This is a genomic window from Kitasatospora sp. NPDC056138, assembly GCF_042264695.1.
In the GTDB taxonomy this organism is placed as follows: Bacteria; Actinomycetota; Actinomycetes; order Streptomycetales; family Streptomycetaceae; genus Kitasatospora.
Window position 1 is genome coordinate 58,758 of the sequence record NZ_JBHJVK010000042.1, and the last position, 23,441, is coordinate 82,198.

Here is a 23,441-nt window from a genome sequence, read left to right on the forward strand (position 1 = left end):
GGCCTGGTCGCGGTCCGGGCAGTCCGCTGTCGTGTGCCGGCGGGCGAGGGAGACCGCGAAGGGCCGGCAGCCGTGGCGGGCCCAGGATGTGCGGGACCACCAGGATCGGTGACCGTCGGCGCCGTCCCTGGTGCTCGGGTGTCCGGGAACCCGTTGCCCGGTCCGGCGGGCGGATCCCCTGTGTGCTGCTGGTGTGAAAGTTGATCGCGATGTGATTTCATTTCAGCTTATGCTGAGTTCTTGGGGAGATGGGGTTTCGGTCGGACGCGACCGTGAACTGCACCGGCTGGTCGGGCTGGTGGAGGCCGACGACCGGCAGGCGGCGGTCGCGGTGGTGGAGGGGCCGCCCGGGATCGGCAAGACGCGGCTACTGGCGGAGCTACGGCGGTCGGTTGCCGCCTCGGGGCGGCCGATGGGGCAGGCGCGGGCCACGCCGGGCGGCCGGCCGGTGCCGTACGGGCTGCTGCTGGACGCGCTCTGGGCCACCGACGCCCGCACCCTGCTCGAACGCTTCACCGACGGCGAGGAGAGCGGGCGGCCGGAGCACCGGCTCCACCGGCGGCTGCGGGACACGCTCGCCGGGGTCTCGCTCGTCCTGCTCCTGGACGACCTGCAGTGGGCCGACCGGGAGTCGCTGCTGCTGCTCGACCGGCTGATCGCGAGTCCACCGAACGGGCGGTTCACCGTCGTACTGGCCTGTCGCAGCGGTGGCTGTCCACCCCAGCTGGCGCGGACCCTCGCCGACGCCGACGCGCTACGGATCGAGCTCGGCCCACTGGCCCTTCCCGACCTGGCCCTCCTGGTGCCGGGGGTGGCACCGGCACACCGGCGGCTGCTGGCCGAGGCGAGCTGCGGCAACCCCCGCTACCTGCGGGCGCTCGCGGATCTGCCGCCCGACCTGGTGGCCCGGCTGGCTGCGGGCGATCCGCGCAGCGCCTGCCATCCGAGCAGAATCCGAGTGGACGGCCGACGGACGGGCGATCCGCCGTCGGACGACTGGCAGCCGGACCCGGAACTGCGCGGGGAACTGGCCACGCTGTCGGAGCGCGCCCGCGCGGTGTTGCGGGCGGCAGCGGTGTGCGGCCCGGAGTTCGACCTCCCGCTGGTGGCGGTGGTGGCCGGCTTACCCGCCCGGGCGGTCGGCGGAGCGCTCGACGAGCTGATCGGGCACGGCTGTGTCGAATGGACCGGCAGCCGGTACCGGTTCGCCCAGCTACTACCGGGTGCCGCAAGCTACCGGCTGGCTGGCCCAGCATGGCGGTCCGAGGCCCACCGGCGCGCCGCCCGTCACCTCGAACGGACCGGGGCGCCCCCCGCGATCTGGGCCGGTCAGGCCGAGTACGCGACGCCGACCGCAGGCCTGGACGAGCTGACGAGACTCACCGAAGCCGCTCGCTCCATGCTCGAACCGGCGCCCTCGACCAGCGCCCGCTGGCTGCGCGCGGTCCTCGACGCGCTCCCCGAACAGCCGGGGACCACCGAGCTGCGGACCGAGGCCACCGCACTGCTGGGCCGCTCGCTCACCCTCACCGGCCGACTGGACGAGGCCGCCGAGGTACTGCGCCCACTGCTGACCCGGTCGTCGGCAGGCCGGGCGCAGGCCGTCGGGTCGGCAGCCCTGGTGGAGCGTTTGCGCGGCCGCACGGGCCGGGCGCACAGCCTGCTGCGGCGCCCCGGGGGCCGAGCCGAGGACGAACTCCAGCTTGCCAGACTCGATCTGATGAACGGCCGGACCGAGCGGTGCCTGCGCCGGGTCGTGGCCGCCCTCCGCACCGACGACTCCGCCGAGACGCGTTTGACGGCGCACGGTCTGACCAGTCTGGCCGCGATCGGCCAGGGCGCGGTCCCGGGCGCCCGTCGGACCCTGGACGCGGCGGAAGGGCTCGCCGACTCGCTCGACGAGCGCGGGCGGATCCGCGCGCTTGCCACCCTGCCGGAACTCGGCTGGGCGGGAGTGCTGTTGGAGCGGAGGCAACGGACCGCCGACCGCATCGAGCGGGGGATCGCGCTCGCGCAACGCCACCAGCACAACTACGTGATCCCGCAGCTGCGCGCCGTCCAGACGGCACTGTTACTGATGTCGGGCCCGCTGGAGAATGCGCTCGCCGCCGCGCAGGAGGCGTTCGACCTGGCACGGGAGCTCGGTGCGGCCGAGACGCTGGCGACCGCGGCGGCGCTGCGGCTGCGGGCGGTGCTGTGGCAGTCCGGTCCGGAGGCTGCCGGCCCGGCGCTGGAACTGCTCCGCAGCCTGCCGGAACCGTCAACGGCGGTATGGCGCGCGGTGGTTCGGCACGCCTCCGTGGAGGCGGCGGTGGCCTGCGGGCATCCGCTGACGGGGGCGGAGGCCGCCCGGCTGCTGAGCCTCGGGGACGGCCGGTGGCGTGACCCGATGCCCGCCCACGGCCACGATCTGATGGCCGTGGTGTACGCGGCCGAGGGGAACACGGCTCTGCTCGCCCGGCACGTCGAGCTGGCGGGGCGAGCGGCCCGGAGCGCCGGACTGCCCGCCGCCGGTGCCGTGGTGCCACTGGCCTCGGCCCGGCTGCTGCGGGCCCGCGGCGAGCATGACCGGGCATCCGCGCTGGCCCGCCGGGCGGCGGACCGCCTGGCGGCCTCCGGTTTCGTGGTCCGGGCGGGGCTGGCGCAGCTGCTCGCTGCCGAGATCTCCGCGGAGCACGGCGACCGGGCAGGCTACGAGAGCGCGGCTGGCGCGGCGCGGCAGCTGTTCGGCCGGGTCGGGGCGTACGCCCTGCTGGCGAGGGCGGAGCGGCCCTGGCGCTCCGGCGCACCTGCCCCGGTGGTACGGGTCGCCGCGACGGAGGCCGTGCCGGTATCGCCGCTCACCACCGGGGAGCCGTTGCTGTCGCCGCGCGAAAGCGAGGTCGCGGACCTGGTGGCTCATGGGCTGACCAACCAGGCCATCGCCCAGCGCCTGTTCGTCAGCGTCCGCACCGTCGAGTCCCATCTCACCGGCGTGTACCGGAAGTTGGGGATCAACTGTCGGGGCGCGGTGGCGCGGGCCCTGGACGCGGTCCGGCCCGATCACCGGACGGCCTCGGTCGGCGCCGGCCCCGACATCGGCGCCGGGGCCATGGCCGCGGCGGTATCCGGCTCCGGGGCGAACATCTCGCGGTAGTGCTCGGATCGGCGGACCAGTTCCTCGTGTCGGCCGGCGGCCACGATCCGGCCGCCGGCCAGCACCAGGGTCCGGCCGGCGTCGCGGACGGCGGACAGGCGGTGTGAGATCACGATGCGGGTGATCGCCAGCCGTTCCAGCGCGGCGTCGACCTGGCGCTCGGTCGCCGGATCGAGGTGGCTGGTCGCCTCGTCGAGCAGCAGCAGTCGGGGCCGGTGGATCAGCGCCCGGGCGAGTGCGAGCCGCTGCCGCTGGCCCGCGGACAGGGCGGTACCGCCCTCGCCGACCGGGGTGTCGAACACCATCGGCAGCCGGCGCACATCGTCGAGCAGCCCGGCGATCCGGCACGCCTCCTCGATCTCGGACTGCGTGGCCTCGGGCCGGCCGAGCACCAGGTTCTCCTTGATAGTGCCGTTGAACAGGCTCAACTCCTGCAGTACCGCGCCGAACTCCCGGCGGAGCCGGTCGGGGTCCAGCCCGTCCACCGGTACGCCGTCGAGTCGCACCACGCCCTCCACCGGACGGAGCAGGCCGAGCACGACCAGGCCGAGCGTGCTCTTGCCGGAGCCGGTGCGGCCGACGATGCCGAGCTTTCCGCCGGGCGGCACCTCGAAGTCGACGCCGTCCAGGACGGCTGGCCCGTCGCCGTGGTAGCGGAACGACACCCCGCGGACGGTCACCCTGAGCGGGCCGGAGCCCGGCAGGGCGGCCGTGCCGGCCGGCTCTGCGGGCGTGTCCAGGACGTCGTAGATGCGCTCGATCTGGGCCCGCAGCGTGGAGAAGGCTTGGCCGGCCACGACCAGGGTCTGGACCGGGCCGAGCACCGACAGGGCCATGCTGTTGGCGGCCAGCATCGTGCCGAGGGTCATCCGCCCGTGCAGCACCATCAGCAGACCGCTCCACAGCAGCGCGAGGGGCGCCAGCACGGTGAGGGTGGACTGCCCTGCCTGGATCCACGCGCCCAACCGTGCCCGGCCGGCCATCGCGTCCTGGTAGCGGTCGAACTTGGTGCGCCAGTGCGCCCGTACCCTCCCTTCGATGCCGTTGGCCCGTACCGGCAGCACCGCATCCAGCGCCTCCACCAGATAGCCCTGCTCCTCGGAGCGCAGGGTGAGTTCACGCTGTGCCAGCCGCTTGGCCCGCGCGTACGTCCCGGCCAGCAGCGCGCCCTGGAGCGCGGCGAGCGCGGCCACCACGGGCAGGTAGCCGGGCACCAGGACGATCAGTACGCCGACGTACACCAGCAGCGTCCCGCCGTCCAGCAGCGACGTCAGTACGTGCTGGGTGAGCACTTCACGGGTGGCGGACACGCTCTGCACCCGCAACAGCAGGTCACCGCGGGAGCGTTGCAGGAAGAAGCGGATCGGTAGCCGCCAGAGCCGGTCGATGAAGTCCTGGGAGAGCACGGCGTCCGACCGCACCCGCAGGGCCACGGTCAGCAGCTGCCGCAGCAGGGTGAGTGCGCCGTGCAACAGGACGGTACCGGCCAGCGCGGTGCCCAGCAGGTCCATCAGATCGGTCCGGTGGTCCGGGAGGACCCGGTCGACGATCACCTGGGTGGCGAACGGCATTGCCAGGCCCAGGAGTTGGATCATTCCGGCGAGCACCGCGATCAGGCCGAGCAGCCGTCTACTGCCGGGTGCGGCGACGAAGTCGCGCAGATAGCGCACGACCAGCGCGCGGTGCCAGGGCTGGGTCTGGCGGACGAACCCGGCACCGGGGGCCATCCTCAGGCGCAGGCCCCCGTACTGTTCGGCGAACTCCGCGCGGGTCAGCCGGACCCGGCCCTGGGCCGGGTCCGCGAGCCGGACGACGCCGCGGCGGGTGACCGCCTCCAGGACCACCAGATGGTGGCGGGCGAGAAAGACGACAGTGGGCTCGGGCCCCTGGTCGAGCAGCGGGTCGGCGACGCGTTCCAGCGCGGCATCGAGCTCGTGCTCCCCGGCGACCGCGGCGAGTCGGCCGAGTCCGACGCCGTCACGCCCGGGCCCCAGCCGCTCGCGGCAGTCCGCGACCGACACCTCGCGACCGTGGTGGGCCAGCACCATGGCCAGGCAGGCTGCGGCGCACTCCGTCCCGGACAGCTGCTGGCGGAACGGCACCCGCCGTAGTCGTCGGCGGACTGCTCGGATCATGCGGGGTCTCCCGGGTCGATGGGGGTGAACGACACGTCACCGGTGATCCTGCGGCCGGGCGGGGCCGGCCGCATCGTGGATTCCCGCAGCTTCGGCTGACCACCGGGTGCGCAGGAATCCTGCGGGAATCCCCGATTCCGGCCCGGATCGGCCCGACTAGCGTGCTCGACCGTCCCCACCGAACGGGGACGCACGGTTGATCCACCTACCAAGGAGTCCAGATGTCATACGAGTTGAACGTCGCCTCGGACGAGCTGCTGGCCGGCTACACCGCCTACACCCAGGCGGACGAGCTGGTGGCCGCCGGCACCGACAACGGCGGACGGGACATCATCATCATCACCGTGACCCTCACCCAGACCGGTGTCACCGTGTACACCCCGCAGACCCCGCGGACCACCGTCGTCTGCATGGCCTGACGTGTCGAAGCGCCGCACCCCACCCGGGGTGCGGCACCCTCCCGTTCACCCCTCGAAACAGTCAAGGAGCTTGTATGTCAGTTGAATTGAGCTCTGCCTCCGATGAGCTGCTGACCGGCTACACCGCCTATACCCAGGCGGACGAGCTGGTGGCAGCCGGCACCGACAACGGCGGGCGGGACATCATGATCACGCTGTGGACCAAGGGTGACACCACCTCCACCGGGATGATCACGATCACTCCCCGGACCACCGTCGTCTGCATCGCTTGACGTGTCGAAGCGCCGCACCCCGCCCGGGGTGCGGCACCCCGGCACCCCTACACCGGACTCCCAGGAGCCTGCCTGTGCCCAGTCACCCGTCCACCGACCACCCGCCGTACGAGCCCGCCCCGCTCGACGCCTACCCGGAGGTCGACAAGCTGCTGATCGACCTCGGCCTCGGCGCGTTCGACCGCGCCGGGCTGGTCGGCCACCCCGGACGCAACGAGAACTGGTCCGGTCCGACCGGGAACGGTCGCGCCGTCTTCGTCAAGAAACTGGCCGGCCGGGACATCGCACGCCGACTGCACGGCATGACCGAGTTCGACCGGATGTACCGCCAAGTCAGCGAGGGACCGAAGCCGTTCAGCTGGCGAGCCCCGGGCCTGCTTGCCGTCCAGCCGGCGGATGCGCTGGCGGTATTCGAGCTGCTGCCCGACGCGACCATGGTGAGTCACCGCGCCGAGGAGCCCGGATTTGATCCGGGGCTGGCGGCCCGACTGGGCCGGGCGGTCGGGGAGTTGCACACCGTGGACTGGAGTCCTACCGCGGTCGACGAGCCGGCCGCGCAGGAGACACCGGACCACGAGGACTTCCTCGACCGGCTGACGGTGAAGGAGTGGCAGGCCGCCAGCGCCGGGGAGTTGGAACTCTGGGCACTGCTCCAGCAGGACGGCGCCCTGGTGGCGGCGATCCGCGCGCTGCGGCCGGCAGACGCCACGGTGCCGCTGGTCCCCTGCCATCGCGATCTACGGCTGGACCAGTTCCTGCTGAGCGGCGACGAGGTGTACCTCACCGACTGGGAGGAGTTCGGCCCCGCGGAACCGGCCAAGGACCTCGGTAGCGTGGTGGGGGAGTTCATCTACCGGGCGGCCCGCCGACTCGTCCACGACCTCGACGAGGAGTTGACCGGGGACCCGTCCGCCGCGCACCGTGCCCTGCTCGAACAGGGGCGGGCGGCGCTGGCGCAAGCCCGTCCGGCTGTGCGCGGCTTCCTCGCCGCCTACCGGTCGATCCGCCCGGACGTGGACCCGGTCCGCGTGGCCGCCGTGGTCGGCTGGCACCTGATCGACCGCATTCTGGCCTCCGCCAGGCACGTGCACCAGCTCTCGCCGCTGGACCGCGCCCAGGCGGGTATCGGCCGCACCCTGCTGCTGCGGCCGGAGCGTTTCACCGCAGCCATCGGACTGGAAGGAACGGACGGATGACTCTCCCGGCAACGGTGCCGGTCCGGCTCCCGGACGAACTCACGGAACTCCTCGACACGGTGGCCGTCGACCTGGATGCGGCCGTGGCGACCGTCGGTGGCCGACGCCACCAGGTCGAGGGATCAAGGACGTTGCGCGGTGTGCTGCGCGGGGTGCTCTACCAGTCCTGGCACGCGGGAATCGAGGAGCCCGAGGACGGTACGGTACGGCGGCCACGCCCGCCCCGGGCCCACGCCGGACCCTTGGAGCGCGCGCTCATCCGGGCCGTACCGCACGAGCACACCCGGATCGCGGCCACCCTGCGGTCCGTCGCGACGGACGGTTCGGCGGTGGTGGAGACCGGCGGCGTGCGGATCCTGGTGCACCGGGACGCGCTGGTCGAGGCGGACGACTCCTCGGCGGTCGTCGCCCTGCCGGCCGTCCGCCCCTGGCTCTCGCCGGGATTCGTCCTGGCCCACGGCTCGCGCGGCGGTCTGCGGCGAGGCAGCGAGTACGTGCGGCTCTACGTGCACGTCAGGCGCGCCGATGCAGCCGAGGAGGTGTGGCGCCGCGCATTGGAGTCCCTGGAGGACAGCGCCGTCCCGTACCAGGCGAAGATCCTCGCACACGCCTCCCACTACCCGCGCCGCGACGCGATGGTGGTCTACCTCGACGCCGCGCACGCCGGAGTGGCACGGGATGTCGTCGAGGCCGTACGCTCGCTCACCGGACTGGGTGCGGCGACCTCGGCGTTCGCACAGCGGCTGGCGCCCGGGCTGGCACTCGCCAGCGAACCGGCCGACCACCGGGTCGGCTGGACCGGCCTCAGCTTCGGCCAGCACCGCGCCGCCGCCGTCACCGAAGGCTTGCTCGCCCACGCTACCGACCCCTTTGCCGGCTCGCGCGACGACCAGGTCGCCGCCGCACTCAGCGCTGCCGGCATCGACCCCACCGCGCCCTACCGCAACCTGCTCCCCACCCGGGATCCGTCCTAGCAGGACAGGACCGGACACCACCATCGGCTGACGCCGGCGAGACCTGCCTCCGCCTCACCGGCGTCAGCGCTCCGGACACCGTCGAGGTGCGCGCCGACCACCAGGGGCACATCTGGGGTCCGACGCACTTGTCGCCACGCATGGCCGCTGACCGTCCGGGTCGCTGCGTGCAGATCAAGGTCGACTACCCACTTGCTACGGATGGTGATCTTCCGAGCGGTGTGTCGTCTTGAGCGTGTCTTCGCCGATTGGTTCTGACGTTGCCCTTGCCGAGAACCTCATCCGGGCTGGTAAGGGCGGTTTCGGTGTCGGGCGCGGTTGCTCAAGTCGGCACCCTGGCGGAGCCGGCGGGCACCTCGGCATGATGATCAGTCGTGCTGCTGAGACTGGCATACCTGGGCGTGACGAACGCGCTCGCGCTGCTGCGGCTGCTGCCGATGAGCGACCGCGAGAAGGACGTGGAGATCCTGGCACTGCGCCATCAGATCACCGTGCTGGAACGACAGCTGAGCGGAGCGCGGGTACGGTTCGACGCGAGCGACCGGGCATTCCTCGCAGCCCTGCTCCACCAGCTCCCGGCACAGGCACTGCGTCGAGTGCGGTTGCTGGTGCGGCCGGACACCGTGCTGCGCTGGCACCGCGACCTGGTAGCCCGTCGTCATGCCGCCCGGTCCCATCCCAAGCGCGGAGGCCGACCGCGGACCGTACGCTCCATCCGCGCCCTGGTCCTGCGCCTGGCCGCCGAGAACCCGGCATGGGGGTACCGTCGTCTGCACGGCGAACTGCTCGTCCTCGGCGTGAAGGTGGCCCCGTCCACAGTCTGGGAGATCCTCAAGGACGCCGGCATCGACCCGGCGCCCGAGCGCACGTCCACGACCTGGGCGGACTTCCTGCGCTCCCAGGCCGACGCGCTCCTCGCGTGCGACTTCTTCGAGACCATCACCCTGTCCGGAGCCCGCATGTACGTGTTCGCGGTCATCGAGCACGCCAACCGGCGGATCCGGATCCTGGGCGCAACCGCGCACCCGACCGCCTCCTGGGTAACGCAGACAGCGAAGAACCTCGTCATGGACCTCGAGGACGCCGGCTGCCGGGCCCGCTACCTGATCCGGGATCGGGACGGGAAGTTCCCCGAGCTGTTCGACGAGGTACTCAAGGACGCGGGCATCGAGGTCGTCCTCAGCGGCGTCCAGATGCCCAGAATGAACTCCATCATGGAACGCTGGGTGCAAACCTGCCGCCGCGAGCTGCTGGACCGCACCCTGATCTGGGACCAGCGCCACCTACTCCACGCCCTGCGCGAATTCGAGCACTTCTACAACGGGCACAGACCACACCAGGGCATCGCGAACGCCCGCCCGCTCCACCCACTCCCCAACCGATCACCGATCCAGGACAGATCACCCGCCTCGACATACGCAGGCGCGACCGCCTCGGCGGCCTACTCCACGAATACCAACATGCCGCTTGACCAGGCCGGATGAGCTTTTCGGCAAGGGCAAGGTACACGGATTGGCGGCCGTGTATGGCTGCGGTGCCGGGACCGCGGACCAGGGCGGCTCCCAGGCGGCCAGCACGGAACCGGCGTTGACCGCCTGGGACGGTTGAGGCCAGCGAACGCCGGTCACGGCCGGGCCGCGGCAGTCTGCGGGCAGGGGGGTTGCCGGAGCGGCGAGCGCTCTCAGGGGCGCAGCGTCCCCCACCACAGCGCCCACGGTACGAACAGCACCGCCGTCACCATCACCGTCGCCCGCGCCGCCGTCGACTGGACGGGCCTCGCGTCGGCCGACGGGTGCTCGAATCGCCGACGCCAGGCCGTCACTGCCGTCACCGCCGCCACTCCGGTCAGCGCGACCACAGCGATGCTCAGCACCTGCGCCACCAGCCATCCGACCGGCCTTCCCGCCACGACGGGTGTCGCTGCCCCGTCGCCTGCCGTGAAGACGACGATCGGGCACAGCAGCGCTACCGTCGTCGCGACAAGGCCCAGCCCGGCCAGCCAACGCCACAGAGCGACACACCAGCGCGTACGAGGACGCGGGCGTCCGGTGATCCGTCGAAGGGCCCCGCTCACCGGGTAGGAGGCGAAGCCGAGAAGCAGCAGTACGGGAGCGAGCCAGGCGTACCAGGTGCCGGAGGTGGGCGTGCTAGCGGCTGCCTGCGCTGGTGCGGGGGCGGTACTGGACGGGGGAGGGTGCCCGGAGGCGACAGCATGGACCCAGGAGGTCATGGTGTCCATGTAGCCGGGGGCCAGCGCCCCCAGCCGCTTGCCTTGGTAGAGGGGCCCTCCGATCCGGTCGAAGCCGTCCGACGTCCGATGGCCGTTGTGCGCGGCTTCGCCGAGGAAGCGGATGACCACGTGCCCGTTGCCCGCGTCGGCCAGGGCGCGCTCAATAATCCGCGCGCTCTCGAGCGGCGGCACCTGGGTGTCGTGATCGCCCCACAGGGCAAGTACCGGAGTGCGGTGCAGGCGTTTCCACACCGGCAACGGATCGTAGTCGCCCTCGGGGAACGGAGCGGTGGAGTCGATGAGTTGGGCGGCTGGCCCCTTCACGGCATGCAGGTAGGACCCGGTGATGCCCCGGCGCTGCAGACGGTTGGTGAGGTTCCAGGTCTGGGTGCGAAGTGGGGAGTAGCCCGGCCCGCCGATGGTGATCACGAAGGCGACGTCGGAGGAGCGTGCGGCGGCCAGCGGTGCAACCCAGCCGCCCTCGCTGAATCCCCACAGGCCGACGTGGCGCGGATCCACGCCCCCCCGGCCACGTAGCAGCCGTACCCCGGCCAGGGCGTCCTCGGCCAGCAGCCCAAAGTCGCGGTCCATCGTGGAGTAGCGCACCGTCCGCTTGTCGTAGACCAGCGTCGTGATGCCCGCGAGGGCGAAGGACTCGGCCTCCTGACGGTACTCCTCACGGGGGCCGGGCCCCGACCCGCCGACGAGCACGATCCCGGGCCGTGCACCCGTCGCCTGGGGCGTGACGGGGCTCAGCACCGTCCCATGCAGCGTGAGCCCACCACCCCCGCGAAAGGAGACCTCCTCGCGCATCAGACCGTCGCTGTTCGGGCTGCGGCCGTCGGCATGGGCCGCAGGCGAGGGCAGCAACACGGCCACAGCCGTGAACACCATGGCGGCCAGCGCACATATAAGCCGCTTGGGTAAAAGCATCACCTTGTGCTCTCCTCTCGACTGATCTCGGGAAACCCGAGCAGGCGGACGAGGACGGCACGCGCATCAGGCGCGGCCTCCTCCTGCGACAGGGAGTATCGGTAGATCAGCGCGATGTACTCCTCGAAGAACTCCCTGAGCTGGGCCGGATTGAGCCGCAGCGTGGCACGGGAGAAGACTGCCGCATCCGCCCAGGGCCCAAGAGCGTCGCGCGCACCCTCGAACCGCCGGACACTCTCGACAAGTTCGGCGAAGTTCAGCCGGTGCATCTGTGTCAGCGCCTCCCGCATCTGCGGCGTCTGGCGACTGTACGGCGGGAATCGGCGGTCTCCGGGCACCGCCCGCCACCACCGCTCCCGCCCCTTCGCCAGCTCAGGCACCTCCTCGATGAACCCGTGCTTGGCCATCTGGCGCAGGTGATAACTGGTCAGGCCAGTGCTCTCGCCGAGTTCGCGGGCGAGGGCGGCGGAGTTGGCAGGACCCTTTCGCAGGCACTGCTCGATCTTCTGCCGCATGGGGTGCGCGAGAACCCTGAGGGCCTCTACGTCAGTGATCTCCTGAGGTTCAGGTGCCATGCCAGGCAGCTTAGAAGTTGCAAATATCCTTTGCAAGATGTCTTTTCAACTTCTTTCCTCGGCCTGCCCCCGGACGGGGCACCCTGGTGGCCGCCCTGAGGCCTCGGCGGCATGTGCGTAGTCCGTTTCCGTTATCGGGCCCCACCTGGAGGGTCTCCCTCGGTGTTGGAGCGGACTGTCGCACCAACCCGTACAGAGGGTGGATTGATGAGCAGTGAGTTCGAGACCGTGGAATTCGACGAGGTCACCTCGGGAGGAGGGCGTTGGCAAAACGGGACCGCTGTGGGCGACCGGGCAGTTGTGAGCGGGCGCGCGACGCGGCGCGGCCGTGACCGGTCCGCCAAGCGCCCGCGCAGGGTCGCGGTCATCACCGGAGCGGTCGCGCTCGTTGCCGTCACCGGGGGAGCGGCCGCTGTCATGACCTCCTTGGCAGGCAATGCCCCGCAGCCGCTGGCCGCTGCGGTCCTCCCGTCCGGGGAGGTTTCCCCGTCCCTTGCGCCCTCCGCCACAGCGTCCGGGGTGTCGTCCCCGAGCGCGACGTTCTCGGCCTCGCCGTTCGCCAGTGCGTCGTCCTCTCCCTCGCCGGCCGCGTTCTCTGCCAGCCCCACCATCGCGACGAAGCGCCCCAGTGTGAAGCCCACCGGCGGGGCTACCCCCAATGGGGGTTCAGGGACTCAGTCTTCGAAGTCGTCCAGCACCACCAACGGAGGTGCAGGAACTCAGCCCTCCGGCCCGTCCGGCGGTCCGCCTGCGAACGCCCCGACGGTGACCGGCAACTGGCCGGCCTCGCAGTCCGTCGCCGACGCCGACGCCATTTCCCTGCAGCTGATCAACAAGGAGCGGGCGATGGTCGGCGTACCGGCGCTGAAGCCCGCGGCGGACCTGGCCGCCTTCGCAACCCAGTGGGCGCAGCACATGCGTGAGACCGGCTTCGCGCACTCCGCCAACGCCACCGGCGCCGGGCCCATGCTCACATCCAGTCGCACCCTGACCGGCGAGTGCATCGTGATGTGGAGCGACGCGTCGATGACCGCCGAGCAGGCCGCGGTGCAATTCCAGGACATGTGGCGCAACCATCCCCCGCACTACCAGGCCCAGATCAACCGTGCGTACACCGAGATAGGAGTTGGCATGTACCACGACTCGAGCGGCTGGTGGGGGGTGCACGAGTTCGGCAACGGCTGACCCGGCCGCCCCCGGAGCTTCGACCTGGTCGTGGGAGCCGACGGCCTGCACTCGGCCGTGCGACGGCTGAGCTTCGGGCGCAAGGAGCACTTCACCCGCCATCTGGGCATGCATCTGGCGATCTTCAGCGCGGACAACTTCCTCGCCCTGGACGACTGGCAGCTGTGACTCAGGGACGGCGAGGCCAGCTACGGCATCTACCCGGTGCGCGATGAAGCCCAGCTACGTATCTCGTTCGGTTTCGTAGCCGGACCGCTTTCCGGCGGCCACCGTGACGTCGAACAGCACAAGCAATTCGTTGCCGATCGGCTGGCGATGTTGAGCTGGGAGACCCCGAGGCTGCTGAGGGCACTGCGGGAGGCACCGGACTTCTACTTCGACGCGATGACGCAGGTCTACATGGACCGTTGGTCGAACGGCAGGACCGTCCTGCTTGGCGGCACGGGCTACTGCGCCTCTCTGTCCTCGATCGCGGGCCGGTTGGCGTCCTCGGGCTCGCGCAGCTGGTTGTAGTGCCGGCGCAGGATGGCCTCCCGCTCGGCGGCGGCCTCGTCGAGTGCGGCCTGGCGAGCAACGGCGTCCTCACGAATCCGGCGCAGGTCCTGGTAGGCGGTGTGGTCGGCGAGCGGGAGCCGGGCCGGCTGCGCGGCGGGCCGGTCGTCGTGGCGGGCGGGCCGGTCGTCCTGGTCCTGGTCGTGCTGCACCACGGGGGCGGGGCCGACGCGGACGTCGATGGCCCGGACGGTACCGGGGCGCAGCTGCTCGAGGTCGGTGAGGATGCGGCGGTGGTGGAGGCGCAGCTGGGCGGCCCAGGCCGGGGAGTCGGCGACCACGCGCAGGCGGCGGGTGGTCGGGTCGTAGCCGGCGAGGTGCCAGTGGGCGGCCGCCTCGGCGCCGACGATCGCGGGCCAGCGGTCGCGCAGGCCTCCGCCAGCGGTGCCGAGGGTCCAGCCGTGGGCGGCGACCAGGGCGAGGAACACGTCGGCCAGCGGTTGGGGTTCGCGGGCGCTGCGGTCGCGCGGCGCGGTCGGGTGGGCGGTGGGCGGTGCGGGTGCGCTGGGCCGGGGCTTTGCCGTTGGCGCTGGCGGTCTCGCGGACCTAGAGCTGTGCGCGCATCTGCTGGCGGAGCTGTTGGTAGGCGGCGCTGTCGGTGAGCGGCGGTGCAGTCCAACGACTAGCTGCCCTGGTGGTCGTCGGAGCAGGCGGCCTGTCATCCCGGAATGCCGATCGCGGCGAGGGGCTGCGAGGGAGCCCTCCGAGTTGCTGTCAGTGAAGCGCCAGCTGGTCGGTACCCGCCAAAGCGAGCCTTCGGCGGGACCGATCGGCTGGGGCCTCAGTGGCCGCGGCCGAACTCGGCCTTCAGGTCGCCCATGACCTGGTTGGCAATTTCATCTGGGCGGTCGTTCTCCCGCAGGGAGTAATCCGAGGAGTAGGCGCCGCCGTCACGGCTGGAGCAGACCCAGCCCTTCGGGCCGAACTGCAGTCGGAACAGTCGGCCAGCGTGGGTGAAGTGGACTGCGTGACCGTCGACTTCACCTCGTAGCATGGCGGCCAGCCGTTGCAAGGACCCCTCTGCGGTTGGTTCCTGCCCCTTGCGCTGGACGGCGATGATCGAGGCCAGCGGACCGGCGAACACGTCCCCGCTCTTGCGCGAGGTGAACTCGAAGCCCCGGCCGTTGTTGCCGTAGAGCGTGGGCTCGTCTTCGGCGTTGGAGAATTCCTCTGCCGCCCCTGTCCCTCCCGCAGCAAGTGCACTACTGCAGCCAAGGGCCGTCGCATGCTGACCCTGCGGCCCCAGGAGCTCCACGAGGCCGTCGCCGCCGCCCGCACCGCACAGAAGGCCGACACCTGGCAGGCCAAGTGCGCCCTGCGTGCCGGCGTCGAGGGCACGATCAACCAGGCCCTCGACGTCACCGGGATGCGCCGGGCCCGCTACCGTGGCCTGCCCAAGGTCAGCCTCCAACGTGCCTTCTCCGCCACCGCGGTCAACATCATCAGGCTCGACGCCTACTGGACCGGCCAGCAGCCCCACCGCCCCAGGACCCGCATGAGCCGCCTGTCCCGGCTCGCCTACCGACTTGCCGCCTGATCAACACCATCGCGAATTGGTCAATAGAGTCGTGCGCCGCGAGGTCGGCCGGCCAGCGGTCGCCGGAGGCGGTGACGGACACCGCCTCGGTGCGGGCCCGCTCGACCTGGGCGAGAGCCATGGGCGAGGGAGCGGGAGACGATGCGGATCAGCTCGGGGGAGGTGGCGCGACGTCGAGGCCTCGTTCCCGTCTGTCACCAGGACGCGGCCCTCCGCCGACAGGCCGGGCGATGACCCCCGTCCATCGCCCGGCCCGACCGTACCCCCGTCACTCGTTGTGCAGCACCTCGGCGATCGGCAGCCGGGCCGCCGAGCGGGCCGGGACGAGTGCGCCGAGGACGGCGATCACCACGCCGGCCAGCGCGAGGCCGGTCAGCAGCGGGGCACCCCAGACGTCGATCATCCCCTCCGGGAAGTCCATGATCGGCACGTGCTCGACGATCAGCCGGTGTGCCGCGATCCCGACCGGGATGCCGATGATCCCACTGACCGCGCCCTGCCAGGCCACCGAGGTCACCGTCATCGCGACGACCTGCCTCGGCGTCATCCCGATCGACTTCAACATGCCGAGGTCGCGGCGGCGTTCGCGGATGTTGAGCAGCAGGGTGTTGAAGACGCCGAGCGCGGCGACCACCGACAGCAGGACGGTGAAGATCGTGGTGAAGGTCGTGATGGCGACGATCGACCCATCCGTGTGGGGCGTGACCACGGAGGGAGACAGGCTCGGGTCGGCGTCCGTCACGGCCTTCAGGTACGCCTTCACATCGGCGCCCACGGCGAGCTTCACGTCGTACTCGGCCACGTGCGGGTCGGGGGTGAGCAGGGCCCTGGTGGCATCGTTGGAGGAGATCGCCCGGGGGTTGCCCGCGAGCTCCTCGCCGACGATCGTGACCGTCACCTGGCGGCCCTCCAGGTCCAGGGTGAGCCGGTCCCCGAGCTTGAGCCCGTGCTGGTCGAGGAAGGCCGGCCCGGCCTCCACCTCGCCCGGCCCGGTCGCAGCGCGGCCCTTCACCACCTCGAGACGGCTGGCCGAGGCGATGTCGCCGCCGTAGAAGTTGACGAACGCCCACTGGGTATAGCCGACCAGGCCGACCCGGACCAGCCCGCGGCTGGAGACGCGCTCGGCGCCGGGGGTAGTGCGCAGCATCGCCTCGGTCTGGGCCGGGGTCAGCCGTGGCTCGGTCTTGTTGCCCGTGAAGTTGACGGTCTGCACGTCGACGTGGGTGTGGCGTTCGTCGGCGTGAGTCATGGCCTTGCCCAGGGTGCTGTTCACCCCGGTCGTCACCGTCACGGTGACCACGCCGAGGACGATCGCTGCCATGGTCAGCGCGGTGCGGGCCGGGCGGGCGAAGGGCTGGCCGAGGCCGAGGCTGACGGCGCGCGGCAGCCGGGTGCCGCTCAGCCAGCGCTGGACCTTCAGCCCGCGCCCGGTGCGCGGCGCGCTGCCGGCCGAGATGGCCTGGGCGGCGGAGAGCCGGTGGGCGCGCGAAGCCGGGACCAGGGCGGCGAGGGCGACCAGCAGCGGGACGCTGATCAGGGTGGCGGCGGGCAGCCAGCCGGCCGGCTCGATCACGGCGGTGCCGGTCATGATTCCGCTGAAGGCGGCTTGGAGGATCGGGTAGGACGCGGCCCAGCCGGCCGCCGTGCCGAGGACGGTGCCGACGACCGCGGGCACCGAGACCATGGTCAGGTAGACGGTGACCACCTGGCGCGGGGTGAAGCCGATCGACTTCAGCACGCCGATGTGCCGGTAGCCGGAGACCACCGCGCCACTCACCACGTTGCCGACGATCAGCGCGGCGACGACCAGGCCGAGCACGCCGAAGACCGTCATCAGCGGCAGATAGGCGTCGGCGCCGGCCGAGAAGGCCTGCTTGAGCACCAGGTACGACTGCGCGCTGACGAGCGCGTCCTTGGGCATCCCCTCGGTGGCCGTGCCGAGGGCGGCGGTGAGCTTCTGCTCGGTACCGACGTCGGAGAAGCGGTAGAGCATCTGACGGCCGGTGGGGTGCAGAGCGGCCGCCTGCTCGGGGGCGACCCAGCCGCCGGCGGACTGGCTCATGCTGGACGCGAAGCCGACGACGGTGAGCTTCAGCCCGGTGCTGGTGGTGAGCGGCTTGCCGATTGCGTCATTCGGCCAGCCCCTGAACGGCTGCTGGATGACCACCTCGCCGGGCCCGGTGGCCCAGCGGCCGGCCAGCAGCTCCACCCGGTCTACCGGGCCGGCCGGGTCGGCCCGGCCGACCAGGGTCAGCGGTCCCGGCAGGCGGCCGAGCCACTCGGTGGGGATCTCCACCACGGCCTGGTCGAACGGTCCAGCCGCCGCCTCGACGCCCGGCCGGTGGGCGATGGCGGCCAACTGCTCCGGCGAGGCCTTGACCGGGTCGAAGGCGGCCACGATGTGCGCGCCGTGCTGGATGCCGAAGGCATCGTCGAAGGGGGCCCGGGCGGCGCTGATCACCGCCAGGGCGAGCAGCACGGTCATGGTGGAGCAGAACACCACCAGGCCGATCACGAAGGTCTGGAGCCTGCGCCGCTTCACCGCCGCGCGCGAGGCCCGCCACACCGCACCACCATTCACGACTGCGGCTCCAGCATCCGCTCCCGCGCCACCTTGCCGTCCGCGACCTCGACCAGCCGGCTGGCGCAGCGGGTGGCCAGGTTGGGGTCGTGGGTGACGATCAGCAGGGTCTGTCCGATCTGGTTGAGGTCGATCAGCAGGTCCATCACCTGCTCGCCCGAGCGGCTGTCCAGCGCGCCGGTCGGCTCGTCCGCGAGCAGCAGCGCCGGGCGGTTCATCAGGGCGCGGGCCGCCGCGACGCGCTGGCGCTCGCCGCCGCTGAGCGTGGCCGGGTAGACGTCCTTGCGGTGGGCGACGCCGAGTTCGTCCAGCAGCTCAAGCGCCCGGCGGCGCGCCTGCTTGGCGCTGGTGCCGGTCAGCTGGGCGGCCAGGGCGACGTTGTCGAGGGCCGGGAGGTCGTCGATCAGGTTGAAGAACTGGAAGATCATGCCGATGTGGCGGCGGCGGAAGAGTGCCAGGCCGTTCTCGTTCAGCTGCCCGAGGTCCTGGCCCTGCACCCGGACGGCGCCGGAGCTGGGCCGGTCCAGTCCGGCCACCATGTTCAGCAGGGTGGACTTGCCGCAGCCCGAGGGGCCCATCACGGCGACCGCCTCGCCCGCCCGGATCCGCAGGTCGAGGCCGTCGAGCGCCTTGGCGTCGCCGAACTCCTTGTGCACCCCGGACAGCTCGACGACGAACTGCGCGTCGTCGGGCCGGGTGGTCCCGTCGTGGTCATTGCTCATGGTCGACGACGGTAGGCGCGGCGGCCCCGGCCGGGCGTCCCACCCCGGATGTAGCCGCAGGTCGCCGTAGTACCGGGGATGTACGGGGGCGGCACCCCCGGACGATGTGGATCAACACCTGAACTGGGCAGCTGGCGGGGCGTGGGGAACTGAGATTCCGAATCAAGTTGTCAAGGTGCATCGGATGCACATCGTGGTCCGTAGGGAACGCAACGTAATGACCAGCCCGCAGCGTCAGCCAATCTCCCCGCCCAGTCGTCAGATCGCTGGACTACTGTGTCGGAGCATGAATCCGGACAACTGGTTGGCGGATGCCCGCACCTCGTACGACACGGTCGCGGTCAGCTACTCAGACCAACTGCGCGAGGTTCTGGGCAGCAAGCCGTACCTCCGGGCGGCGCTGGCCCTGTTCGCTGACGCGGTCGCTGACGCTGGCGGTGGGCGAGTAGCGGACGTGGGATGCGGACCGGGCCACGTCACCGCCTACCTGCAGAGCCTGGGCGTCGACGCCTTCGGCATCGACGTCTCACCCGGGATGGTCGACGTGGCTAGGGCTGAACACCCTGGGCTCCGGTTCGAGGTGGGCTCGATGACGGCTCTCGACCTCGCCGACGAGTCGACAGCTGGTGTGCTCGCGTTCTGGTCGTTGATTCACGTCCCCGATGATGCGGTCCCGACGGTTCTCTCCGGCTTCAGGCGAGTACTGCGTCCTGGTGCACCGCTGCTGATTGGCTTTCACGTGGGTGACGGGTCGCGGCTGAAGACGGAGGGCTACGGTGGCCACCCGATGAAGGTCTACGTCCACCGGCGCCGGCCAGCCCAGGTGAGCGCCTGGCTGCGCGAGGCCGGATTCACGGTCGAGACCGAGATGCTCCTCGACCCCGAGGGCAGTGCCCCGGGAGAGATCCTCTTCGCTCGCCGTCGTTCGTAGCGGTCAGGCCTCTGCGGAATCGCTTCGGGGTGGGTTGAGTTCGAAGGTCCGGTTGTCTCGTATGAGGGCCACATCACGTTGAGGCGGCGCCTGGCGAGGGCGAGGATGGCCTGCTCGTGCCCCTTGCCCTCGCCACGTTTGCGGTCGTAGAACTTCTTGGAGACGGGGCAGCAGCGCGCTGCGACCTGGGCGGAGAGGTAGAAGACCCGCAGGAGCCGCCGGTTGTATCGGCGCGGGCGGTGCAGGTTGCCGGAGATGCGTCCCGAGTCGCGCGGTACGGGGGCAAGCCCGGCGACGCCGGCAAGGCGGTCGCAGGTGCCGAAAGCGCTCATGTCACCGCCGGTGATGGCGATGAACTCGGCGCTGAGCAACGGCCCCATGCCGGGCAGGCTGAGGATGGCCTCCGCGTGGCGGTGCTCGCGGAACCGGCTTTCGATCAGAGCGTCAATCTCAGCGATCTCTTCATCGAGGGTTATCACCTCCTTCGCCAGCCTGACCACCATGGCGGCGGACAGTTTCTCCCCGGGAACGGCAGTGTGCTGTGACTCCGCGGCCGCCATCGCGGTTGCTGCCACGGCGGCGGAATTGCGGACCTTGCGGTTCTTCAGCCAGGCAGTAAGGCGGCTCGTCCCCATCCGTCTCAAGACTGCCGGGGTCTGGTAGCCGGTCAGCAACACCAACGCCGCCTTGGAGCCGCTGTAGTCGAAGGCCCGTTCCAGGGCCGGGAAGTACTCCAGAATCTGGGCGCGCATCCGGTTGATCGCGCGGATGCGGTCGGCGGTCAGGTCGTAACGTCGCGCGGTGAGGATCTTCAGGTTCACCGAGATGTCGTCTCCGGCTGCCAGCGGCTGCAGGTCACTGCGCATGCGGGCCTGGTCCGCGATGACGTAGGCGTCCTTCGCGTCGGTCTTCCCGTCGCCCCGATAGGCCGCGGAGGCGTGGTGGATCGTACGGCCGGGGATGTAGAGCAGCTTCTGGCCGTGGTTGACCAGCAGCGTGATCAGCAGTGCGGCGCCGCCGGCGTTGAGGTCGATCGCCCAGGTCACGTCCTGGCTGATGTCCAGAACGTCCGCGATCAGTTCCAACAGCTCGGGCTCGTTGTTCGGGACCCGTCGCGAGAGCACCTTGGTCCCGTCGGTGTCGATCACTGTGCAGTGATGCTCGCCCTTGCCTGCGTCCGTACCTGCCCAGAGTTCGCGCACCAGCGCCTCCGTCGTCGATGGTCGTGTGAATGTCCCAGCAGACGACCTCGCCGACGCGTCCTTACACAGCGATGCACTTCGCTCATCCCAATTAGCGGTCGAGTCGTCGCGGGGCTCCGGACGGCCAATCTCAGTGAGCCACCACAAGGCGGACGGGACACAGCCACACCCGGAACCCCTGGGCCTCCCGATCCTACGAATGACCGGGATGGGACCCGTGCAACAAGGTAAGGACGGGCTGGGTCGCCGCGATCGAGCGAACTCGCCGTGAATGACACCCTTTACCGCCCCATGGGGGAGCATCGGCATGTCCGCGCCCGGACGTGGGCATCCCCCCCGGCGGCTTACCTACGGTCTTTGGACAGACCCGTGAATTGGGCAACAGAGTCATGATCTGGATCAAAGACCTCACCAGAACCACCGCTTGATCACGGCCAAATACGCGCCCTGGCCGCGGCCTTGCCCCTCAGTCGAGCGTGTCCAAGGCGGCCAGGATGTCAGCGGGCTCGGCGCGCAGGGTGTAGTCGGTCTGGACGAAGGCCCAGCGGATGGTGCCGGTGCGGTCGATGACGAAGGTCGCGGGCAGCGGCAGCGTGCGGGAGTGGCCGGCGTTGACGCGCTTCAGGTCGAAGCCCAACTGGTCGTAGAGGGTGCCCAGTTCGTCGGAGAGGTCGAAGGCGATGCCGAACCGCGCCGCGACCTCGGAGCCGATGTCGCTGAGCACGTCGAAGGCCAGCCGCTCCTTCTCGGCCAGAGTCAGGGACTCGTCGGGGATCTGCGGGGAGACGGCCACCAGACGGGCACCACGGGTGGTGATCGCGTCGTGCTGCTCCTGGAGGGCGCGCAGCGCGAGGTTGCAGAAGGGGCACCAGGCGCCACGGTAGAAGGTCAGCACGACCGGCCCGTCGGCCAGCAGCCCGTCCAGCGCGACGCGCTGCCCGGTGGCCGCAGGCAGCGTGAACTGCGGAGCCGGGGCGCCCACGCCGAGCGCGCGCTCCGCGAGGCCGGAGGCGGCGAGCTCGCGCCCGTTGCGGTCCATGATCTCGATGGCCTCCGCCGGGATCGACTGACTCCGGTTCTCGTGCACGCCGCGCAGCTGGTCGTGAAGGCTCACAGGGGTCGCCCTTTCTCGGGGTGGGATCTGGGTCGCTGAACTTGAACCAGTCGTTCCAGGATGATGGGCTGTCAGATCTGCCGTCAAGGACTATCTTGGAACAACCATTTCAAGTACCCGGGAGCGGTCCGCCATGCCCGACATCAAGCACTTCGACCCGGAGCTGGCGCTGGAGCGCGCCGAACGACTGTTCTGGCAGCACGGCGCGGCCGAGGCATCGATCCAGGACGTCGTCGCCGCGACCGGGCTGAACCGCTCCAGCCTCTACGCCACCTTCGGCGGCAAACAGCAGCTCTACCACGCCGCGTTGCGCCGCTACCTGCGACACCGCGCGCAGCCGGCCTTCCGTCAACTCGCCGACGACGGCCGGGGCCTGCCCGCCGTGCGGGACTTCTTCGGCGGGCTGATCGCGGTCCGATGCTCGGGCGAGCACGCGGGCTGGGGCTGCATGGTCGTCAATGCCCATCTGGGCACCGAACACCACGACCCGGAGGTTCGGGCGCTGCTCGACGACCACCACCGCCAACTCCGCGACGCGCTGGACACCGCCCTCGACGTCGCCCGCCGCGACGGCCAGTTGTCCCCGCACCTGGCCACCGGCGCCGCCGCTGAAACCCTGGCCCTGCTCGCCTACGGCGTCAACCTCCGCTCCCGCAACGGCGCCGACGCGGACAGCCTGCTGCGGACCGTCACCGACACCCTCGCCCTGTTCGGGGCCTGACGGGCGACACCACCGCGGGATCACACCTCGTCCCGCTTCTCGGCATCGTGGAGCTGCCGCCACCCGGTGCAGCCCCGCTGCCGGGCCACACGGAAGTGCCGGGCGCAGGCCGGACTCCGCTCAGGGGGTCGGCCGCTCGATCAAAGTGGAACACTGTCGAGCGCCTGATCAACAAGCTGAAGGCCTGGCGAGGTATCGCCACCCGATATGACAAGACACCCGGAAGCGACCTCGTCAGCCTCCACCTTCGCGGCGCGATGATCTGGATCAAGGACCTCGCCTGACACACGCATTGATCACAACCAAATACATGCCCTAATACTCCAGCCGGACTTCTCCATTCCCGCTGGTCAACGGCTTGGAAGTGGGGAGTGTAGCCGGGTGGGAGCGGGTGCGGGGCGGTCTTCGCCGCCCCGTCCCACCAACGGATGACCGCGCCGCATGTAGTGACAACGTCGGGCTCGTGCCTGATGGCGACGCCGCCACCGGGACCACGTCATGACGTGGTGGCGGTCCGCAGGACGGCGGCGGGGTCCAGTTGCCAGCAGACGGCGAATCTCGACCGGTGTGAGGTCCACGAGGTCGGGCGTGTCCCGTTCGGCACCCCCTTTTCACGCTCCTGGCAGGCCATCACCGCCAGGAAGGCGTGCGCGAGCATGGCAAGCGTGACGTGCCGGTACCAGCCCACGTAGCGCCGGACCTCGTACTGGTCCAGGCCGCACTCGTTCTTCGCGCTCTGGAAGCACTCCTCGATCTTCCAGCGGCACCCGGCGATGCGCACGAGGTCCGCAAGGGTGGCCTCCAGGGGAGCACAGGCGAGGTAGTAGGCGATCTCGTCGGGCTTGGCGATGCTGCGGCGGGCCAGCATCCACCGCTGCCGGACGGGTTCGTCGCCGTCGAACTCCCAGACGGCGGGCAGTCGGGCGCCGGCCTAGTGCCGCATCAGGCAACGTTCGCCCTGGTGACGACTTCGCGTAGGCGCTCGTCGGCGGCGTGCTTGTTCCGCCAGATGATGTAGCGGCGGAT

18 protein-coding genes and 6 pseudogenes are annotated in these 23,441 nt (G+C 70.8%); 12 read left to right on the plus strand and 12 right to left on the minus strand.

The features are described 5' to 3' along the window. Window positions 1-229 precede the first annotated feature (229 nt). The gene (locus tag ACFC1R_RS24150; RefSeq protein WP_375941837.1) at window positions 230-3,136 is read left to right on the plus strand and encodes an AAA family ATPase; all 2,907 of its coding nucleotides are present in this window, start codon (window positions 230-232) and stop codon (window positions 3,134-3,136) included. Here ACFC1R_RS24150 and ACFC1R_RS24155 read toward each other — a convergent pair. After that, window positions 3,043-5,271: a peptidase domain-containing ABC transporter gene (locus ACFC1R_RS24155; RefSeq protein WP_375941839.1), complete on the minus strand. Its 2,229-nt coding sequence runs from the start codon at window positions 5,269-5,271 to the stop codon at window positions 3,043-3,045. The genes ACFC1R_RS24150 and ACFC1R_RS24155 overlap by 94 nt on opposite strands. Before the next feature lie 221 nt (window positions 5,272-5,492). Between ACFC1R_RS24155 and ACFC1R_RS24160 the strand changes: the two genes are divergently transcribed. The 5 genes and pseudogenes from ACFC1R_RS24160 (at window position 5,493) to ACFC1R_RS24180 (ending at window position 9,603) form a co-directional block, all read left to right on the plus strand. Beyond that, window positions 5,493-5,690 carry a hypothetical protein gene (locus ACFC1R_RS24160; protein ID WP_375941841.1) on the plus strand — a complete coding sequence of 66 codons (198 nt, stop codon included), beginning with the start codon at window positions 5,493-5,495 and terminating at the stop codon, window positions 5,688-5,690. Window positions 5,691-5,764: 74 nt separating this feature from the next. After that, entirely contained in the window at window positions 5,765-5,962 is a 198-nt protein-coding gene (locus ACFC1R_RS24165; RefSeq protein ID WP_375941843.1) for a hypothetical protein, read from the plus strand. A gap of 74 nt (window positions 5,963-6,036) precedes the next feature. Beyond that, on the plus strand, window positions 6,037-7,158 hold the full coding sequence (gene lxmK / locus ACFC1R_RS24170; RefSeq protein ID WP_375941845.1) for a class V lanthionine synthetase subunit LxmK: 1,122 nt from the start codon (window positions 6,037-6,039) through the stop codon (window positions 7,156-7,158). Then, window positions 7,155-8,132, plus strand: coding sequence for a T3SS effector HopA1 family protein (locus ACFC1R_RS24175; protein ID WP_375941847.1), 978 nt, complete (start codon window positions 7,155-7,157; stop codon window positions 8,130-8,132). The genes lxmK and ACFC1R_RS24175 overlap by 4 nt, the downstream gene beginning before the upstream one ends. A gap of 374 nt (window positions 8,133-8,506) precedes the next feature. Continuing rightward, window positions 8,507-9,603, plus strand: a pseudogene (locus ACFC1R_RS24180) (helix-turn-helix domain-containing protein). Window positions 9,604-9,813: 210 nt separating this feature from the next. On the opposite strand, the gene ACFC1R_RS24185 reads toward ACFC1R_RS24180, so the two are convergent. Both ACFC1R_RS24185 and ACFC1R_RS24190 read right to left on the minus strand, forming a co-directional pair. Next, the gene (locus ACFC1R_RS24185) at window positions 9,814-11,295 is read right to left on the minus strand and encodes an alpha/beta hydrolase family protein (protein WP_375941849.1); all 1,482 of its coding nucleotides are present in this window, start codon (window positions 11,293-11,295) and stop codon (window positions 9,814-9,816) included. Then, entirely contained in the window at window positions 11,295-11,870 is a 576-nt protein-coding gene (locus ACFC1R_RS24190; protein WP_375941851.1) for an ArsR/SmtB family transcription factor, read from the minus strand. Before ACFC1R_RS24190 ends, ACFC1R_RS24185 begins: the two co-directional genes overlap by 1 nt. A 765-nt stretch (window positions 11,871-12,635) precedes the next feature. On the opposite strand from ACFC1R_RS24190, the gene ACFC1R_RS24195 reads away from it, so the two are divergent. Both ACFC1R_RS24195 and ACFC1R_RS24200 read left to right on the plus strand, forming a co-directional pair. Then, window positions 12,636-13,055, plus strand: a complete 420-nt coding sequence (locus ACFC1R_RS24195) for a CAP domain-containing protein (protein WP_375941852.1) — start codon at window positions 12,636-12,638, stop codon at window positions 13,053-13,055. Between the two features lie 30 nt (window positions 13,056-13,085). Next, window positions 13,086-13,223, plus strand: a complete 138-nt coding sequence (locus tag ACFC1R_RS24200) for a hypothetical protein (protein ID WP_375941854.1) — start codon at window positions 13,086-13,088, stop codon at window positions 13,221-13,223. Window positions 13,224-13,501: 278 nt separating this feature from the next. Here ACFC1R_RS24200 and ACFC1R_RS24205 read toward each other — a convergent pair whose 3' ends face one another. Beyond that, window positions 13,502-14,035 (minus strand): DciA family protein, encoded by a 534-nt coding sequence (locus ACFC1R_RS24205; RefSeq protein WP_375941856.1) that lies wholly within the window; start codon window positions 14,033-14,035, stop codon window positions 13,502-13,504. A gap of 353 nt (window positions 14,036-14,388) precedes the next feature. Continuing rightward, window positions 14,389-14,862, minus strand: coding sequence for a hypothetical protein (locus tag ACFC1R_RS24210; protein ID WP_375941858.1), 474 nt, complete (start codon window positions 14,860-14,862; stop codon window positions 14,389-14,391). Between ACFC1R_RS24210 and ACFC1R_RS24215 the strand changes: the two genes are divergently transcribed. Next, window positions 14,833-15,144: a transposase gene (locus tag ACFC1R_RS24215; protein ID WP_375941860.1), complete on the plus strand. Its 312-nt coding sequence runs from the start codon at window positions 14,833-14,835 to the stop codon at window positions 15,142-15,144. The genes ACFC1R_RS24210 and ACFC1R_RS24215 overlap by 30 nt on opposite strands. Window positions 15,145-15,181: 37 nt before the next feature. Here the strand turns inward: ACFC1R_RS24215 and ACFC1R_RS24220 are convergent. From ACFC1R_RS24220 to ACFC1R_RS24230, 3 genes and pseudogenes are all read right to left on the minus strand, one after another. Then, a pseudogene (locus tag ACFC1R_RS24220) lies at window positions 15,182-15,296 on the minus strand (hydroxymethylbilane synthase); the annotation flags it as partial. A 116-nt stretch (window positions 15,297-15,412) separates the two neighbouring features. Next, window positions 15,413-17,725: an FtsX-like permease family protein gene (locus ACFC1R_RS24225; RefSeq protein ID WP_375941862.1), complete on the minus strand. Its 2,313-nt coding sequence runs from the start codon at window positions 17,723-17,725 to the stop codon at window positions 15,413-15,415. Beyond that, window positions 17,722-18,447, minus strand: coding sequence for an ABC transporter ATP-binding protein (locus ACFC1R_RS24230; protein ID WP_375941864.1), 726 nt, complete (start codon window positions 18,445-18,447; stop codon window positions 17,722-17,724). Before ACFC1R_RS24230 ends, ACFC1R_RS24225 begins: the two co-directional genes overlap by 4 nt. A gap of 286 nt (window positions 18,448-18,733) precedes the next feature. On the opposite strand from ACFC1R_RS24230, the gene ACFC1R_RS24235 reads away from it, so the two are divergent. Beyond that, entirely contained in the window at window positions 18,734-19,378 is a 645-nt protein-coding gene (locus ACFC1R_RS24235; protein ID WP_375941866.1) for a class I SAM-dependent methyltransferase, read from the plus strand. A 3-nt stretch (window positions 19,379-19,381) separates the two neighbouring features. Here the strand turns inward: ACFC1R_RS24235 and ACFC1R_RS24240 are convergent. Next, window positions 19,382-20,580: pseudogene (locus ACFC1R_RS24240) on the minus strand (IS110 family transposase). 466 nt (window positions 20,581-21,046) lie between these two features. Next, a complete protein-coding gene (locus ACFC1R_RS24245) occupies window positions 21,047-21,694 on the minus strand; it encodes a peroxiredoxin-like family protein (RefSeq protein ID WP_375941868.1) in 648 nt (215 codons plus the stop codon). Window positions 21,695-21,827: 133 nt separating this feature from the next. Here ACFC1R_RS24245 and ACFC1R_RS24250 point away from each other — a divergent pair, with 133 nt between their 5' ends. Both ACFC1R_RS24250 and ACFC1R_RS24255 read left to right on the plus strand, forming a co-directional pair. Further along, a complete protein-coding gene (locus tag ACFC1R_RS24250) occupies window positions 21,828-22,415 on the plus strand; it encodes a TetR/AcrR family transcriptional regulator (RefSeq protein WP_375941870.1) in 588 nt (195 codons plus the stop codon). Between the two features lie 149 nt (window positions 22,416-22,564). Further along, window positions 22,565-22,699: pseudogene (locus ACFC1R_RS24255) on the plus strand (IS5/IS1182 family transposase); the annotation flags it as partial. A 212-nt stretch (window positions 22,700-22,911) separates the two neighbouring features. On the opposite strand, the pseudogene ACFC1R_RS24260 reads toward ACFC1R_RS24255, so the two are convergent. Next, a pseudogene (locus ACFC1R_RS24260) lies at window positions 22,912-23,292 on the minus strand (IS701 family transposase); the annotation flags it as partial. A gap of 65 nt (window positions 23,293-23,357) precedes the next feature. Next, window positions 23,358-23,441: pseudogene (locus ACFC1R_RS24265) on the minus strand (transposase); the annotation flags it as partial.